Here is a 16,362-nt window from a genome sequence, read left to right on the forward strand (position 1 = left end):
ATGGAACCATCGCCGACCGCTCCAGTTGCTCCCAGTTGATCGTCAATCACAGGCCAATTAATGGACATTCCGCTTTGGGCTGATTGACGACGTACACACTTCCGGGGGGAGGGGGTGAAGCCGTTGCCGCCCACGTTCGCCCAGGAGGTTCGCCGCCTGCGCAACGAGCGCGGGCTCTCGCTCAGCAAGATGACCGATCTCGTACCGTACAGCAAGGGACACCTCAGCAAGATCGAGAACGGCCAGGTTCACCCGAACCCCGAAATGGCCAGGCTCTTCGACGACGTCCTTCAGGCTGACGGTCGCCTGATCGAACTGGCCGACGCCCCGGCCCGCCCGATCCCGAGCGACCACGCGACGCTCCTGACGTTCGACTCGATGTTCGACCACCACCGCGCGCTGGGCCACCGCCTGAGCCCCGACGTGGTGCTGTCCAGCATGCGTCCGCAGGTGGACGCGCTGAGCTCGATGGCCAGGTCGGCCGACGACCCCGGTCTGGGGCGCGGACTCTGGCTCCTGGCCGCCCGGTACGCGGAGTACGCGGGCTGGATGGAACAGGAGCGCGGCGACGACGCCTCAGCCGCCGAGTTCACCCGGCGCGCCGTGAAGTACGCGGCGAAGGGCGGCGACTCGGAACTGGCGTCCTGGGCGCACGTCCGCATCTCCGAGTTCGCCCTGTACCGAGGTGATGCCCGCGCCACCGTCGGCTACGCGCGGGAAGCCGGCAAGTCCCGTTCGACCGCCGTGCAGGCGGCAGCCGCCCTGCGCGAAGCCCAGGGCTACGCCCTCGCCGGCGCCGCCGACCGCTGCCACGCCGCCCTGGACCGCGCCGCCGAGCTCCAACGCGTGTTGAGCGAATCCCGTTACGGCACAACGAGTGTCATCGACCAGGTGGCCATCACGCGCGCCTGGACGTTCCACGACCTCGGCCGCCACGCCGAGGCAGCCGCCATCCTCGACACCCAGATGCCGCTGATCGCCCCGACGGCCCTGCGCGCCCGCACCCGCTTCGGCCTGCGCAGGGCCCTCGCCCACGCCGCGGCGGGCGATGTCGACCACGCCTGCGAACTGGTCGTCGACCTGCTCGACGACATCCGGCAGGTGCAGTCCGCGACCGTCCACATAGACCTGACCGCGTTCAGCAAGATGTTGTCGCGCCTGCGTCCCGCGGCGGGCCGGGAGGTGGCGGGGGAGATCGGCGAGATCCTGTTCGACTAGAACGTGTCCTGCGACTCCGTCTACGCGTGCGTTCGCTGGTACCTGTCCCTTCGCCGGACTAGACCGCCTTCCGCCGCCCCTCCCCCTCCAACGCCTCGGCCATCTCCACCCAGGACTCCGCGACCCCGCGAGCCATGTCCGCCACCAACTCCCGGCAGTGCGACGGCACCCCGGACACGACGGTCGCCCACTCGCCGGACGACACCGCGTGCGTCTCCAGCCAGCGCAGCACCAGCCGCCCGTGCTCGTTGAACCGCAACGACGGGTCGCGCCGCAGGATGGGCAGGGTGGCGTCGGGGTCGCGCACCTCGGTCCGCGCGGTGGGCAGCACCACCTCCGCCCGTTCCGCCGCACGCATGCGCTCGGGCACCGGGTCCAGGCCCGCGCTCAGGCGGCGGCGCACGTCGCGCACGGTTCCGGGCGACACCCCGGCCGCACGGGCGACGTCGCGCAACGAGGCGTCGGGGCGTTCCTCGACGATCCGGCCCGCGAGCCGGCGGCCGGCGGCGGAGTTGACCGGCCTGACCTTGCCGTCCCTGCCGACCCTGACCGGGGCCTGGCCGCCCACGGCGCGCCGGAGCACGCCGACGGACTTGGCGGCCAGGCCCGTCGAGGCGGCGATGGCCCGGTCCGACCACTGCGGGTGCGAGCGCAGCAGCCTGCGCGCGGCGGCCTCGCGGTCGGCGGTCGACAACGTGGAGAGGTTCAGCGACACCGAGAGCCCGAACAGGTCCTCGGCGGGTCCGTCGACGTACTCGACCTCGACGGAACGGCAGCCGCGCAGCGCCGCGGCCTTCAGGCGGTGGGTGCCGTCGACGACCTTCATCGTCGGGCGGTGCACCACGATCGGTGGCAGGTGGGCGCCGGACGACGCCAGTGAACGGACGAAGTCGTCGCTGCAGCCGCGCAGCCGCGGCGACTCGGCGGACCGCAATGCGGTGATGTCTACGAGCATGCGAAATCAAGCCCCCAGGCTGATCGTCTCCAGGACCCCCAGGTACCCGGATGACGAACCCAGGTTAGCTACTCGTTCAACGGGAGCGCCACTCGATCGCGGGGCAGACGTCCATCACCATGTGCAGGCCGGCGTCCTTCGCACGCGCGTACGCGGCGTCGTCCACCACGCCGAGCTGGAACCAGACGGCCTTCGCGCCGATCGTCACGGCGTCGTCGGCGAACTGGCCGGCGTCCTCCGAGCGGCGGAACACGTCCACGACGTCGACGGGGAACGGGATGTCCGCGAGCGACGCGTAACCCTGCTCGCCGTGCACGGTCTCGGCGGCCGGGTGCACCGGCACGATCTTCTTGCCTCGCTGCTGCAGGAACCGGGCCACGCCGTGGGCCGCACGGGACGGGTTGTCCGAGAGCCCCACGATGGCCCAGACCTGGCAGTTCTCGAGGATCCAGTCGACGTCTTCGCGCATGCCGTCAACACTAACCTTGTGACCCCAGTCACAATTGTCGCGCGCCGGTCGAAAGCCGGGGGTGTCCGATCGACGCCTGGGTAGAAACGCACCGGACGCACCAGGCAGAGGAGATCGACATGCGGTTCATGGTCATCGTCAAGGCCAACGAGGACACCGAGAACGGCGTGATGCCCACGACCGAAGAGCTCACCGAGATGGGCAACTACAACGAGGAGCTCGTCAAGGCCGGCGTGATGCTCGCGGGTGACGGCCTCTACGCGAGCGACAAGGGCGCGCGCGTCCGGTTCGACGGCAAGGGCGCGACGACGGTCATCGACGGCCCGTTCGCCGAGGCCAAGGAGCTGATCGCGGGCTTCTGGATCTGGGAGCTGCCGTCGCTGCAGGACGCCGTGGAGTGGCTGAAGAAGGCGCCGTTCGCCGAGGGCGAGGTCGAGATCCGCCAGATCCACGGCCCCGAGGCCTTCGGCGACGCGCTGACGCCCGAGATCCAGGCGCAGGAGGACCGCATGCGCGAGCAGATCGCCGCCCAGAACCAGTGACGCGGTCCTAAGAGGACCTCAGCGACCGCGGCGGGTCTTCCCGCGCTTGGCAGGCTGCTTCTTCTGCTGGGGCGCGGGACCCCGTCGCTGCTGCTGCGGCCTGGGCGCCTGCTTCTTCGCCGGTTCCGGCGCGGGACCGCGGGTGCTGTTGACCGTGCGGCCGCGGACGATGCCGATCATGTGCTCGATCAGCTCGGGGTTCTCGTCGCGGATCGGGAACGACAGCGCGACGCGGGACTGCGGCGCGTCGGTGAGCGGCACGTACTTCAGGTCCTTGCGGTGGTGCAGCCGCGCGAGCGACTGCGGCACGACCAGCAGGCCGACGCCCGCCGCCACGATCTGCACGGCGTCCGCCGTGGTCTCCGGGCGTTCGACCGGCGCCTGACCGGGGACGGTCTCCCACTCCAGCGCGTCGTCCAGCGGCTGCCACAGGACGTGCTCCGCCAGGTCCCGCAGGGACAGTTCGTCCGCCGCGGCGAACTCGTGGTCCTTGGGGAACACCACGACGCTCGTCTCGGTGTAGAGCGGGATCGCGTGCAGGTCCTCCCGGTCGCCGGGCAGCCTGAGCAGCGCGGCGTCGGCCTCGCCGGAACGCACCTTCGCGGCGGCTTCGGCGACGGGTACCTGCACGAGGGTCAGCTCGGTCTCCGGCAGGCGGTCCTGCCAGACCCGCGCCCACTTGCCCGGCGTCACGCCTGGGACGTACGCGAGCGTGAACGATCCGGTCACGTGCTGAGGCTACCGGACGAGCCCGTTACCCTTTTCGCATGAAGTCGCAGCAGACCATGAAGCCCGCCACCGCCGCCAAGAAGCTCGGCGTGTACCTCGAGGCGACGCCCGAGGAGTTCCAGGCCGGCGTCGTGTCGCGCGACGAGCTGAACGAGCTGCAGGCCAACCCGCCGCAGTGGCTGGCGGACCTGCGCCGCAACGGCCCGCACCCCAAGCAGCTCATCGCGCAGAAGCTCGGCATCTCGTCGTCGGGCCTGGTGCGCGCCGGCATCACCGAGGCGCTCACCACCGAGCAGATCAACGCCCTCAAGGAGGAGAACCCCGACTGGCTGGTGCGCGAACGCGCCACCTACAAGGAGTTCAAGGCCGAAGAGGTGCGACTGGCCGAGAAGGCCCAGCTCGAGGAGCAGGAGAACTAACCGAGCACGAACGGGATCCAGGTCCCGCCCAGCGCGGCGCGCTCCGGCTCGGTCGGGGCGCGCCGTCCTGTTCCCACGAGCAGCACGTCCACGTCGGACCACCCGGCGGGGAACGGCCCGGCGATCTGCTCGAACATCTCCCGGCACCTCGCCAGCGCCTGTGCGAGCGGTCCCGCCAGGTGCGGCAGGTTCGCCACCAGGTCCAGGTGGTGCAGCGTCCACTCCCAGACGTACGCGCCCAGGTACCCGGACGTGCACAGCACCATGTCCTGGGTGGTCACCTTGAGGCTCGGGTCGGCCATCCCCGCCGCGCGCAACGCCGCCCGGCCCACGTCGTCGACGTGGTGCTTCAGCATCCACGGCTCCCCGTAGGCGGCGGCGAGCCTGACCGTGAGCGCGGCCAGCGGGTCGTCGGCGGGTTCGTGCGCGACCTTCCAGTACGTCACCGCGTCGTGCGTGACGGGGCCGGCGGTGGGCGTCACCAGCGTGATCAGCACGTCCTGCGCGTCGATCACGAAGTGGCACACCAGGTCCCGCACCAGCCAGCCCTCACACCCGGACGGACGGGTGAGGTCGTCGTCGGTGAGCTCGCCGACCGCCTTGAGAAGCGCCCCCAGCGCGAGCGAGAACAGGTCCACCACCGCAAACTACAACGATCGAGGGCCGTCGAACGGTTAGGTTGGTGGGCATGGGCAAGTCCCCGGCTGTGGAGCTCGAGGTGGAGGACCGCGTCGTGCGGATCTCCAACCCCGACCGCGTCTACTTCCCCGCGCGCGGCGAGACGAAGCTGGACCTCGCGCACTACTACCTGTCCGTCGCCGACGGGATCGTCCGCGCGTTGCGGGAACGACCGTGCATGCTGCACCGGTTCCCCGAAGGCGTCACGGGCGAGAAGGTGCACCAGAAACGGCTTCCGAACGGCGCGCCGCCGTGGGTGAGGACGGTGCGGGTGCACTTCCCGCGCTACAACCGCCACGCGGACGAACTGTGCGTCACGCACCCCGCCGACGTGATCTGGGCGGTGCAGATGTCCACTGTGGAGTTCCACCCGTGGAACTCGCGCGCCTCCGACACGGAGAAGCCCGACGAGTGGCGCATCGACCTCGACCCGGGACCGACGTGCTCGTTCGACCGGGTGCGCCGGGTCGCGCTGGTGGCGCAGGAGGTGCTGGCGGAACTGGGCGCGACGGGGTTCCCGAAGACGTCCGGTTCGAAAGGACTGCACATCTACGTGCGGATCAGGCCGGACCACGGTTTCGCCGACGTGCGCAAGGCAGCGCTGGCGTTCGCGCGCGAGGTCGAACGCCGCGCGCCCGACGACGTCGAGACCACGTGGTGGCGCAAGGACCGCGACCCGTCGCTCGTCTTCGTGGACTACAACCAGAACGCGCGCGACCACACGATCGCCAGCGCCTACTCGGTGCGCGGCTACCCCGAGGCGACGGTGTCGACGCCGATCCGCTGGGACGAGATCCCCGACGTCGACCCGCGGGAGTTCACCATCGCCACCGTGCCGAAGCGCTACGCCGAACTGGGCGACCTGCACGCCGGGATCGACGACGCGGTGTGGTCGATCGAACCGCTGCTGGAGTGGGCCGCCCGCGACGAACTCGAGGTGCCCGATGAGCAGTAGCCAGATCAAGTTCTCGTCGCTCGACCAGCCGCTGTTCGGCGGCGCCCTGAAGGGCGACCTGGTGGAGTACCTGGAGTTCGTGGCGGACAGGTTCGTGCCGGTGCTCGCGGGCCGGCAGCTGTCGGTGTGGCGGATCCTGCGCGGCCAGGACCCGTTCATGCAGAAGAACGTCCCGAAGTACACGCCGTCGTACGTCCGCACGGTCGAGGTGTGGGCGGAGGCGTCGCACCGCAGGATCAAGTACGCGGTCTGCGACGACGAGCAGACGCTGATGTGGTTCGCGAACCAGCGCGCGGTCGAGTACCACGTGCCGCTCTACCTGGGCGACCACTTCGGCGAGGACCACGTGCAGACCCACATGGTGCTCGACGTCGACCCGCCGGAGGGTTCCGGTTTCGACGTCGTGGTCGGCTCGGCGTTGCTGATCAGGCAGGCGCTGGCCGACGCGGGCCTGGAGGGCCTCGTGAAGACGAGCGGTGCCAAGGGCGTGCACATCTTCGTGCCGCTGGAGCCGCACTCCCCCGACGACGTGGCAGCGGCGACCCGAGCGGTGGCCGCACGCGCGGAGAAGCTCGATCCGACGCTGGCCACCACCGCGTACATCAAGGACGAACGCGAGGGCAAGGTCTTCCTCGACTCGACGCGCGCCTGGGGCGCCACGGTCGTCGCCGCCTACAGCCCCCGCCTGCGCGAGGGCCTGCCGATCTCGTTCCCCGTCCCGTGGGAGTCGCTGCCGGACGTCACGCCCGCGGACTTCACCATCAGGACGAGGTTCGACGGCGACCCGTGGACCTCGCTCATGCCAGCACCGCAACGCCTGCCCGACGACCTCATCGCCGAGGGCCACACCATCCCCGTCGCCCGCGTGGCCGCGATGCACGAGGGCAAGCGCCGCAAGGCTCAGCGCGAACGCGAGAAGTAGGCGACCAGCGCCGCCGCCAGCGGCAACGTCACGTGGGCGACCCCGGTGAACGTCGGCTCGTTGCCCGACACGTAGTCGCTCGCTCTGAACAGCAGCCCGGCCGCGACCGCCGTGTAAGCGGCGAACGCGGCCGTGCCGGTGGTGAGCGTCGCGATCAGCGGGACGACGATGAGACCGGCCAGGCTCGCGTGGGTGACGAACGGCGGAACCTCCGCGGTCAGGGTCAGGACCACGTCCAGCAGGAGGAGGGCCGGGGCGATCGCTGCCGGCCAGTGCTTGTCGCGCCAGAGGCGGTACGCGGCCACGAGGGTGATGGCCGCCGCCGTGGCGAACAGGGTCATCTCCTCGCCGTCGTCGCCGATCGGGGTCAGGTCGTTGGCCTTGGCCGCGACCACGTAGAGGCCCGCGGCACCCAGTGCGCCGCCGGTCAGCGCGAGCCACCACGGGGTTGTGGTGGTGGCGACGGCCAGCGCGGTGGCGGCCAGGGCGTACGGGACCCAGCTGTAGGTCTCGCCTCCGCTGAGCAGGCCTGTCGTGCCGGCGAGGAGGCCCAGTGCGGCGCCTGGGGCCCACGGGTGGTCTCGGCAGGTGATCGTGAACAGAGCTGTCGCCAGTGCCCAGGGCCAGACGGCGACGAACACGAAGGTGGTCAGGCTGGTCTCGCCGAGGACCCTGAGGTTGCTGCCGGGGATGGTCATCAGGGCTATGACGAGGAGGGTGAGGGCGAGGCCCGCGGCGAGGCGGGGCAGCGTGGTGGCGATCTGCGCCAGGGAGGCCGCCGGTGGCTGCGCCGCGGAGGGCGGGCTGCCTGGGTCGGTCGGTAGCTGCGCTGGTTTCGCCACCAGGGGCTTGGGCGCCGCTGGTTTCGCCACCAAGGGCTTCGGTGCCTCAGGCTTGGGCGCCGCGAGCTTCGCGGCCGACGGCGTCGGAATCGATACCGATTCGCCGGCCCCCTGGGGGGATTCGCCCCCTCTTCCAATCGTCTCAGGCGGCACCGACAGTTTTCGGGCGCCGGTCTCGATCCGCAGCTTCGACGTCGGAGCCGGCACGGTGGTGGGCTTCGGCGTCTCCTCCGGCGGTGCGGGCGCCGTGGCCGTCTTCGGCTGCTCCCCCAGCGCCTTGGCGGCCGCGGCCGCCACCATCCGGCTGTCGTCCTCCACCAGCCGCCGCAGGGCCAGCCGGGCCGCCAGCACCCTCCCCTCGTGCGCCACCGACAGCATCCGCCGCAACTCGGGGATCGCCCCCGCCCGCACCCCGGGCAACGAGTGGTCGATGGCCTCCTGCAACTCCGCCGGCAGAGCGGACGGCACCGACACGGGACGGGCCCGGCGGGCGATACGCAGGTCGCCGCGCACGTCGAGCATCCACTTGCCGGAAGTCTGGTGCGGGGTCACACGCCGGACGCGGTCATAGACGTACTCGTACAGCTCGTCGAGCCCAACGTGGCCGTCCTGGTCGCGGTCGGCGTCCCCCGACTCCAGCCCCTCGACGAGCGCCGAGGTGAAAACGGACGGTTCGCTCTCCGAGGTGTCGGCGACCAGCGCGCCCTCGAAGGCGTACTCCATGGCCGACGAGGCGGTGATGACGGCACGGCCGCTTCCGCCGAACTGTTCCTCCAGGTCCACGGCGCCGCCCGCGCGGGCCACCATTCCCCGGCCGAACGCTCCGGAGTAGCAGCAGTCGAGCAGCAGCACGATGCGGCGGGAGCGGGAGCGGTTCATGCGGCGGGCCACGAAGTCCGCGGACACGGCGGTGCCCGCCAGGCGCGCGAGTTTGGTGCTGGAGGTGGCGAAGTGGAGCTCGCCCGCCTCGTCCTTGACGCCGTGGCCGGAGAAGTGGAGGACCAGGAGGTCGTCGGGCTCTCGGTCGGCGAAGAAGTCCTCGACGGCCTCGTTCACCTCGGCGGCCGGGGTGTTGATCAGGGTCCGCACGTGGAAGGCGCCGATGCGCGGGTCCGCCAGCACCTCGCCCAGGCGGGCGGCGTCGTGGGCCGGGGCGCGCAACGACGACAGGCCGGGGTCGGCGAACTCGTGGCTCGCGATGATCAGGGCGTAGCGGTGCAGGTGGCGGCCCAGCCACGCGGAGCGTTGCGCCAGTTCGGACTTCGTGGGGGCGCCGGTGAGTTCGAGCGGCTCGCCGTCGGCCTCGACCGTCACGGACCGGTCGCGGCGCTGGCCCAGCCACGTCGACACGGCGTTGATCACGGCGGCGAGGACCGTGGACGACGAGATCGTGGTCAGGATCGTGCCGAGCTCGGCCACGTCGAGGGCTTTGGCGCCGGCGGGAGCCTCGCCGGGAGCAGTGGCGACCGCGACGAGTTCCCGCAGCTCAGTGCCCAGAAAGGCGGTGAGCTGCTCGATGCGCTCGTCGTCGGCCCCGTCCTCGTGTACGCGCAGTGTGACGTCGGTCATAGCGGCCTCCTGTGGAAAGAGGTCGCTCACCGCGCGGAAACATTACGAGGGGTCTGACCCGCGGAACGCGCCCCACCACAGGCCGAGCACCGCGGCGACCACGGTGGCCGTGATCCAGCCGGTGAAACCGCTGCCGTCGAGGTACGCCCAGAACAGGCCGACGATCGGCGCCGGCACCAGGAACACCGCGTCGACCCTGATCTGGGCACCGAGCCCACGGGGGGCGCGCGTCTCCGGGTCGGGCTGCGCGGGGTTGTCGAGACGGCGGCCGCGCGGGTGCTTCAGCACCGGGCTACCGGACGGGTAGACGGTCACGCCGTCGATCACGGCGACCCGTCCCCCGCGCAGCTCGACGTCCACGGGCGACGGCAGCGTCACGAGCACGGGGTCGTAGTACACGGGCAGCCACCGCTCGACCGGCCCGTCGATCTCCAGCCACGACCGCACCATCAGCCCGGACTGCAACCGGATCCGCCGCACCGACACCGTGACCGCGGAAGCACGCGCCGATCGCACCGCCAGCAGCAGCCGCACCGCACCGGCGAGGACCACCAGCAACGCCACCGCGACGGAGAACGTCACGCCGCCGAGCGCCCGGTCGGTCTCCAGGAACAGATCCGAACCCGGGATCACGGCACGCGACGGGTCGGCGGGGTCGAACGCGATCTGCGTCTGCTTCCCCACGATCCGGTCGCCGTTCTCGTACGCGACACGCGCGTTCCCCGTCGGCCAGCGCACGTCCACCGCACCGTCCGAAAAGGACACGACATCGCCCGTAGCACGAGCCGTCATCGACGCCAGCGCCGCGCGGTCGTCCGAATAGGACAGCCACGAGAACAACGCCACCACGAAGCACACGACCAGCACGACCGCCGTGGCGAACAGACCATGGCGCAACGCACGAACCCGGGAACGCAGCACACCAAGCTCCAAACAGAAAGAAACGGCCCGGCGGAGAGACCCGCCGGGCCGTTCACGAGCCTAACTACATCACTCGGTGAAGCCCATGTGGATGTAGTCGTACGGACGGTTCGCGTACGCGACGGCGCCGAAGTTGGCGACGTTGCTCTTCACCGCGACCGCGCCGGGCAGCTGGTACAGCGGGATCTGGTGGCCCAGCTCCCAGATCTTCTTGTCGGCCTCGTTGGCCAGCTCGAGGCGCTTGGCCTCGTCCAGCTCACCGTTGGCCTGCTCCAGCAGCTTGTTGACCTCTTCGGAGCCGATCCGGCCGTAGTTCTGGTTGGTGCTGGCCGGGTCGAGCGTGTAGATGCCCTTGCTGTCCGAGATCGGCGTGGCCGAGGCCAGCCAGCGGAAGCCGGTCATGTCGAAGTTGCCGACGTTCACGAACTGCTTGAAGAAGTCGGTCGACGGCACGGCCTGGATGTCGATCTTGGCGCCGACCTCCTTCAGCTGCGACTGCACGAGCTTCGCGATCTGGTCGGACGTGGGGTTCGGCGTCGGGATGATGTAGCGGACGACGAGCTCCTTGCCGTCCTTCTTGCGGGTCTCACCCTCGAGCTTCCAGCCCAGCTCGTCGAGCTGCTTCTTCGCGGCTTCCTTGTCGAACGAGGCGACGGCGGAGTTGTCCTTGTAGCCCGCGGAACCCAGCAGGAAGAAGTGGTTACCGGTGACCTGCGCGTCGCCCTTGATCATCTGGCCGAGCAGCGCCTTGGTGATGGTCTTGGTGTCGATGCCGCGCATCAGGGCGACGCGGAGCTTCGGGTCGTTCAGGATCGACGACTCGGCGCCGTTGAACGTGATGTGCGAGTAGTCCGGCGTGATCGCCTGGCGGATCGTCACACCCTGCATCGACTTGGCACGCGTGAAGTTGTCGATGCTGGAGCCGATGTCGAAGAAGTCGATCTGGCCGTTGGCGAGCGCGTCCGCGAGCGCGGGGCGGTCGACCTGGCGGAACGTGATCTTCTCGAGCTTGGGCTTCTCGCCCCACCACGCCGGGTCCTGCACGACCGTCACGAGCTTCGCGGTGCGGTCGATCGTGCCGATCTTGAACGGACCGGCGGTGATCTTCGGGGTGTCGGCCCAGCCCTTGTTGAACTCCTCGGCGGAGGAGGACATGGCCTTCGGGTAGAGCGGCGAGAACAGGCCACCCTGCCACTCGGCGAACTTCTTCTTGAACGTCACCTTGACGTCCTGGTCGGTCGCGCCCTTCTCGACCTTCTCGATGTCCTCGTAGCCGGTGGTGCCGGCGACCTCGAAGGCCTTGTCGGTCCCGTTGAGGGACTTCCACATGGCCTCGAAGTCCTGCCAGGACAGCGCGGAACCGTCAGACCACTTGGCCTTCGAGCTGATCTTGTACTCGACGACCTGCGGGTCGGAGGAAGCCAGCTTCGCGTCGTCGAGGACGTCCTTGTTGACGACGATCTTCGAGTCGGGCTGCTGCTTGAACAGGTTGGGCATGACCGTGTCGATCATGCGCCGGCCGTCGGCGTTGGTACCGTCGAGCTGGTTGTAGTTCCAGTTGTCCGGCAACTGGTCGACCGGCCAGCGGAACTCGCCGCCCGCCTTGACCTTGGCGGCGTCCTGCGGGTTGATGTCCGCCTGGCCGATCGTGTTGTCCGCGCCCTTGAGCCCGGAGTTGGAGTTGTTGTTGCTGGGCCCCCCACACGCCGTGAGCGTGAGGACGACCGCGGCCAGCGCGGACACTCCCACCGTGGTACGTCGACTCACTGTCGTGAACCTCCCTCGTGCCCGGACACCAGTTGCCGGGGACACTGTTCCTTCGTAGGTCTGCTGAGGCGACGGATGCATCAGAGGACCTGACGGACTTGGGCGAAGTGGCAGGCGGCCTCGTGGTCGGCGGCCTGGACCTCGCGCGGTGGTTCCACCTCGATGCACGTGCGCTGCTTCTCGGGCGGCAGCTGCGCGTGCAGGAAGCAGCGGGTGCGGAACCGGCAGCCGGACGGCGGGTTCGCCGGGCTCGGCAGGTCGCCGGTGAGGATGATCCTCTCCCGCTGGCGCTCCTTCACCGGGTCGGGAATCGGGATCGCCGACAGCAACGCCTGCGTGTACGGGTGGCGCGGCTGTTCGAACACCGAGTCCACCTCACCGATCTCGATGATCTTCCCGAGGTACATGACGGCCACCCTGTCCGCGATGTGGCGCACCACCGAGAGGTCGTGCGCCACGAACAGGTAGGCCAGGCCCAACTTGGACTTGAGCTCCTCCAGCAGGTTGATGACACCCGCCTGGATGGAGACGTCCAGCGCCGACACCGGCTCGTCGAGCACGACGAGCTTGGGTTCGAGCGCGAGCGCCCGCGCGATGCCGATGCGCTGGCGCTGACCGCCGGAGAACTCACCGGGGTAGCGCGACAGCTGCTCGGGACGCAGGCCGACGAGACGCATCAGCTCCGGCACGCGCCGGTTGATCTCGTCCTTGGCGTAGCCGTGGACCTGCATCGGCTCGGCGATGCAGTCGTGGATCGTGAGGCGCGGGTCGAGCGACGCCATCGGGTCCTGGAAGACCACGGACATGTCGCGGCGGATCGCGAAGCGGCGCTTGGCGTCCACTTCGGACGACTTCGTGCCGAGCACGGAGATCTCGCCGCCCATGGGCTTCTGGAGGTTGAGGATCTCCATCAGCGTCGTGGTCTTGCCGCAGCCCGACTCGCCGACGAGGCCCAGGGTCTCGCCCTCGCGGACGTCGAACGAGATGCCCGCGACCGCGTGCACGGTGCCGACGCGGCGCTTGAACACCACGCCCTTGTTGACCGGGTACTCCTTGACGAGGTTGTCCAGGCCCAGCACGACGTCTCGCTGCTCGCGCGGGATCTTCGCGACCTCGGGCTCGTCGGCCACCTCGGCACCGAAGATCTCGACGGCGGCCTCGGCGCCCTCGGCGTCGGTCGCGGCGATCTCGTTGGTGCGGATGCACGCGGCGGCGTGCTCCATCGAGCCGTCGACGTCCACCAGCGGCGGTTCGGCGGTGTGGCAGGCGTCGACGACCATCGGGCAGCGCGGCGCGAACGGGCAGCCGTCCGGCAGGTCCGTGAGCGACGGCGGCTGGCCCTTGATCGGCACCAGCGCCTGCTTCTCGCTGACGTCGAGGCGCGGGATCGAGCCGAGCAGGCCGAGCGTGTACGGCATGCGCGGCTGCTGGTAGATGTCGTCGACCTTGCCCTTTTCGACGGCACGGCCCGCGTACATGACCATCAGGCGGTCCGCGAACCCGGCGACGACGCCGAGGTCGTGGGTGATGATCACGATGCCCGCGCCGGTGACCTCCTGCGCGGTCTCGAGCAGCTGCAGCACCTGCGCCTGCACCGTCACGTCGAGCGCGGTGGTCGGCTCGTCGGCGATGATCAGGTCGGGGTCGTTGGCGATCGCCATCGCGATCACCGCGCGCTGCCGCATGCCGCCGGAGAACTCGTGCGGGAACGCCTTGGCGCGCTCGGCGGCGTTCGGGATGCCGACGAGGTCGAGCAGCTCGACCGCGCGCTTCGCCGCCGCCGACTTGGACACCTTGCGGTGCACCAGGATCGCCTCGGCGATCTGGTCGCCGACGGTGTAGACCGGCGTCAGCGCGGACAGCGGGTCCTGGAACACCATCGAGATGCGGCGGCCGCGGATCCGCGACAGCTCGGTGTCGCTCTGGCCGATCAGCTCACGGCCCTGGAACTTGATGGAACCGGTGATGCGCGCCGAGTTCGGCAGCAGGCCCATGACGGCGAGCGACGACACGGACTTGCCGGAACCGGACTCGCCGACGATGCCGAGGACCTCGCCGGGCGAGACGTGGTAGCTCAGGCCGCGCACGGCCCGCACGCGGCCCGCCTCGCTGGGGAAGGACACGTGGAGGTCGTCGACCTGCAGGACCGGGCCGTCCGCGACCGGGTCCGCCGGTGCGTCGAACTGGATCTCCGAGGTGGTCATCAGGCGGCCTTCTCCTTGGTGTCCTTCTTCTCCTTGCGGCGCACGCGCGTGGAGGTGGGGTCGAGCGCGTCGCGAAGCCCGTCGCCGACCCAGTTCACCGCCAGCACGAACACGACGAGGAAGCCCGCCGGGAACAGGAACAGCCAGGGGAAGGTCGTCGCGGACTCGGCGTTGAGTCCGATCAGGGTGCCGAGCGAGACGTCGGGCGACTGCACGCCGAACCCGAAGTAGCTCAGGCCCGTCTCGGCGAGCACGGCGGAGCCGACGTTGATGGTCGCGTCGATGATGAGCAGCGACGCCATGTTCGGCACGATGTGCTTGGCGATGATCTTGCGCGCCGGCTGGCCCATGAACTTGGCCGCCTTCACGAACTCGCGTTCCTTCAGCGTCAGCGTCATGCCGCGCACGATGCGGGCGGTGATCATCCATTGGAACGCCGCGAGCATCAGCACCAGCAGGAACCACGACTTGCCGCGGAACCAGGGGCTCAGGATCGCGATGATCAGGAACGACGGCAGCACCAGCAGCAGGTCGACGACCCACATGAGCGCCTTGTCGGCGACACCGAGGAAGTAGCCGGCCGCCGCGCCGACGATCGCGGCCACGGTGGTCGAGATCAGCGCCACGAGCAGGCCGATGATCAGCGACTTCTGCAGTCCGCGCATGGTGAGCGCGAACATGTCGGTACCGATCTTGTCGGTGCCGAAGATGTGCTCGGAGTAGGGCGGTTCGAGGAACGCCGAGTAGTCCTGGGTGTCGTAGGTCCACTTCGACAGAAGCGGGCCGACGAACGCCATCAGGTACATCCCGACGATCAGCAGCAGGCCGACCAGCGCGAGCTTGTTGCGCATGAAGCGGATCAGCACGAGCCTGCCGCGCGTCATCGCCTTGCCCGGTTCGGGCGCCGCGTCGACGGGGCTGCCGGAGGCGGCGCCGGTGGTTCCCGCGGAGTCGCCCTCGTTGAGGATCACGGTCACGTCGTCGTCACCTTGCCTAGTTCACGCGGATTCGGGGGTCGAGCGCGGCGTACAGCACGTCGGCGAGCCAGCCGGAGAACAGCACGCACACCGCGACGAAGAGCGTCACCGTGGCGGTGATGTTCGTGTCCTGCGCCGAGATGCCGGTGACGAGCCAGTCACCCATGCCGAACCAGCCGAAGATCCGCTCGGTGAACGTGCCACCGACGACGAGCAGGCCGAAACCGAACGCGAACAGGGTCGCCATCGGGATGAGCGCGGTGCGCAGGCCGTGCTTGAACAACGCCTTGCGGCGCGTCAGCCCCTTGGCCTGGGCGGTGCGCAGGAAGTCGCTGCCGAGCACGTCGAGCATCGACGAGCGCTGGTAGCGGCTGTAGTAGGCGATCTGGCCGAGCGCGATCGCGAGCGTCGGCACGATGAGGTGCTGCAGCCGGTCGCCGAGGTGCTCGAACCAGTTGCCCTGGAAGCCGGGTGTGGTCTCACCGACGAAGATCAGCACGTTGGTGCCGATCGAGTCGTTGATCCCCTGCGCTCCCATCTTGAGCAGTGTGCCCAGCACGAACACGGGTGTGGACAGCAACACGAAGCTGAACAAAGTCGCGAAGTAGTCGCTGAACTTGTACTGCCTGATCGCGCTCACCACTCCGAGCAGCACGCCGAACAGGATGCCGATGGTGATGCCGATCAGGAACAGCCTCAAGCTCACGCCGATGCGCCTGCCGAGTTCGTCCGTGATCGGGCGGTCGGTGATCGTGCGACCGAAGTCGCCCTGGACCACTCCCCCCATCCACGTGACGAACCGCTGCGGGATCGGCTGGTCGAGGTGCAGGTCTCGTTTCTTCGCCTCGATCGATGCCGCTGGAGGCGGTGGGTTGCGTTGTTGCAACACCCCGATCGGGTCAAAGGTGGCGGAGGCCAACGTGAACGCGAGGAACGTCGCCACGAGGGCGAGCACCACGTAGTTGACCAACCGCCGCAACAGAAATCCGGCCACCCGTGTTCAGTCCTCTCCCCGGTGGTTGCGACTTCGGCTCACTGGATTGCAGTGGACGAGTTGCAAGAGGTTAACCGCCGATCCGGCGGACCGCTGCCCGCCCCCACCAATGCGGTGGAGGCCCACTGACCGGGCCATAGTCACCCATGCGTGAACGAAAGGACGGCGGAACAGCCACATCAACAGTTGACGCTCGTGAAT

General features: G+C 69.4%; 15 protein-coding genes. 5 read left to right on the forward strand and 10 right to left on the reverse strand.

Annotated features, from left to right (window positions below; translation table 11 throughout):
- Positions 1-114 precede the first annotated feature (114 nt).
- Entirely contained in the window at positions 115-1,218 is a 1,104-nt protein-coding gene (locus ACFWN2_RS16260) for a helix-turn-helix domain-containing protein (protein ID WP_382428265.1), read from the forward strand.
- 58 nt (positions 1,219-1,276) lie between these two features.
- On the opposite strand, the gene ACFWN2_RS16265 is transcribed toward ACFWN2_RS16260, so the two are convergent.
- The gene (locus ACFWN2_RS16265; RefSeq protein ID WP_382428267.1) at positions 1,277-2,173 is read right to left on the reverse strand and encodes a ParB/RepB/Spo0J family partition protein; all 897 of its coding nucleotides are present in this window, start codon (positions 2,171-2,173) and stop codon (positions 1,277-1,279) included.
- 76 nt (positions 2,174-2,249) lie between these two features.
- Positions 2,250-2,642, reverse strand: coding sequence for a CoA-binding protein (locus ACFWN2_RS16270; RefSeq protein WP_382428269.1), 393 nt, complete (start codon positions 2,640-2,642; stop codon positions 2,250-2,252).
- Between the two features lie 119 nt (positions 2,643-2,761).
- On the opposite strand from ACFWN2_RS16270, the gene ACFWN2_RS16275 reads away from it, so the two are divergent.
- On the forward strand, positions 2,762-3,184 hold the full coding sequence (locus ACFWN2_RS16275; protein ID WP_382428271.1) for a YciI family protein: 423 nt from the start codon (positions 2,762-2,764) through the stop codon (positions 3,182-3,184).
- 18 nt (positions 3,185-3,202) lie between these two features.
- Here the strand turns inward: ACFWN2_RS16275 and ACFWN2_RS16280 are convergent, their stop codons facing one another.
- Positions 3,203-3,913: a LysR family transcriptional regulator substrate-binding protein gene (locus ACFWN2_RS16280; protein ID WP_382428273.1), complete on the reverse strand. Its 711-nt coding sequence runs from the start codon at positions 3,911-3,913 to the stop codon at positions 3,203-3,205.
- 56 nt (positions 3,914-3,969) lie between these two features.
- Here ACFWN2_RS16280 and ACFWN2_RS16285 point away from each other — a divergent pair, with 56 nt between their 5' ends.
- Positions 3,970-4,332 (forward strand): DUF5997 family protein, encoded by a 363-nt coding sequence (locus tag ACFWN2_RS16285; RefSeq protein ID WP_382428737.1) that lies wholly within the window; start codon positions 3,970-3,972, stop codon positions 4,330-4,332.
- On the opposite strand, the gene ACFWN2_RS16290 is transcribed toward ACFWN2_RS16285, so the two are convergent.
- A complete protein-coding gene (locus tag ACFWN2_RS16290; RefSeq protein WP_382428275.1) occupies positions 4,329-4,970 on the reverse strand; it encodes a maleylpyruvate isomerase N-terminal domain-containing protein in 642 nt (213 codons plus the stop codon). The two genes, ACFWN2_RS16285 and ACFWN2_RS16290, sit on opposite strands and share 4 nt — an antisense overlap.
- Positions 4,971-5,020: 50 nt before the next feature.
- Between ACFWN2_RS16290 and ligD the strand changes: the two genes are divergently transcribed.
- Together ligD and ACFWN2_RS16300 are read left to right on the forward strand one after the other, a co-directional pair.
- Positions 5,021-5,965 carry a non-homologous end-joining DNA ligase gene (ligD, locus tag ACFWN2_RS16295; RefSeq protein WP_382428277.1) on the forward strand — a complete coding sequence of 315 codons (945 nt, stop codon included), beginning with the start codon at positions 5,021-5,023 and terminating at the stop codon, positions 5,963-5,965.
- Positions 5,955-6,887 (forward strand): DNA polymerase domain-containing protein, encoded by a 933-nt coding sequence (locus tag ACFWN2_RS16300; RefSeq protein ID WP_382428279.1) that lies wholly within the window; start codon positions 5,955-5,957, stop codon positions 6,885-6,887. Before ligD ends, ACFWN2_RS16300 begins: the two co-directional genes overlap by 11 nt.
- On the opposite strand, the gene ACFWN2_RS16305 is transcribed toward ACFWN2_RS16300, so the two are convergent.
- The 6 genes from ACFWN2_RS16305 to ACFWN2_RS16330 form a co-directional block, all read right to left on the reverse strand.
- Positions 6,866-9,298, reverse strand: coding sequence for a caspase family protein (locus tag ACFWN2_RS16305; RefSeq protein WP_382428281.1), 2,433 nt, complete (start codon positions 9,296-9,298; stop codon positions 6,866-6,868). The genes ACFWN2_RS16300 and ACFWN2_RS16305 overlap by 22 nt on opposite strands.
- Before the next feature lie 42 nt (positions 9,299-9,340).
- Entirely contained in the window at positions 9,341-10,219 is an 879-nt protein-coding gene (locus ACFWN2_RS16310) for a hypothetical protein (protein WP_382428283.1), read from the reverse strand.
- Between the two features lie 69 nt (positions 10,220-10,288).
- Complete coding sequence (locus ACFWN2_RS16315) at positions 10,289-11,986, reverse strand: ABC transporter substrate-binding protein (RefSeq protein ID WP_382428285.1); 1,698 nt, start codon at positions 11,984-11,986, stop codon at positions 10,289-10,291.
- A gap of 80 nt (positions 11,987-12,066) precedes the next feature.
- Positions 12,067-14,190, reverse strand: a complete 2,124-nt coding sequence (locus tag ACFWN2_RS16320; RefSeq protein ID WP_382428287.1) for a dipeptide ABC transporter ATP-binding protein — start codon at positions 14,188-14,190, stop codon at positions 12,067-12,069.
- The gene (locus ACFWN2_RS16325; RefSeq protein WP_382428289.1) at positions 14,190-15,167 is read right to left on the reverse strand and encodes an ABC transporter permease; all 978 of its coding nucleotides are present in this window, start codon (positions 15,165-15,167) and stop codon (positions 14,190-14,192) included. Before ACFWN2_RS16325 ends, ACFWN2_RS16320 begins: the two co-directional genes overlap by 1 nt.
- Before the next feature lie 16 nt (positions 15,168-15,183).
- On the reverse strand, positions 15,184-16,161 hold the full coding sequence (locus tag ACFWN2_RS16330; protein ID WP_382428290.1) for an ABC transporter permease: 978 nt from the start codon (positions 16,159-16,161) through the stop codon (positions 15,184-15,186).
- Positions 16,162-16,362 lie beyond the last annotated feature (201 nt).

It is taken from the genome of Lentzea sp. NPDC058436, assembly GCF_042721515.1.
In the GTDB taxonomy this organism is placed as follows: Bacteria; Actinomycetota; Actinomycetes; order Mycobacteriales; family Pseudonocardiaceae; genus Lentzea.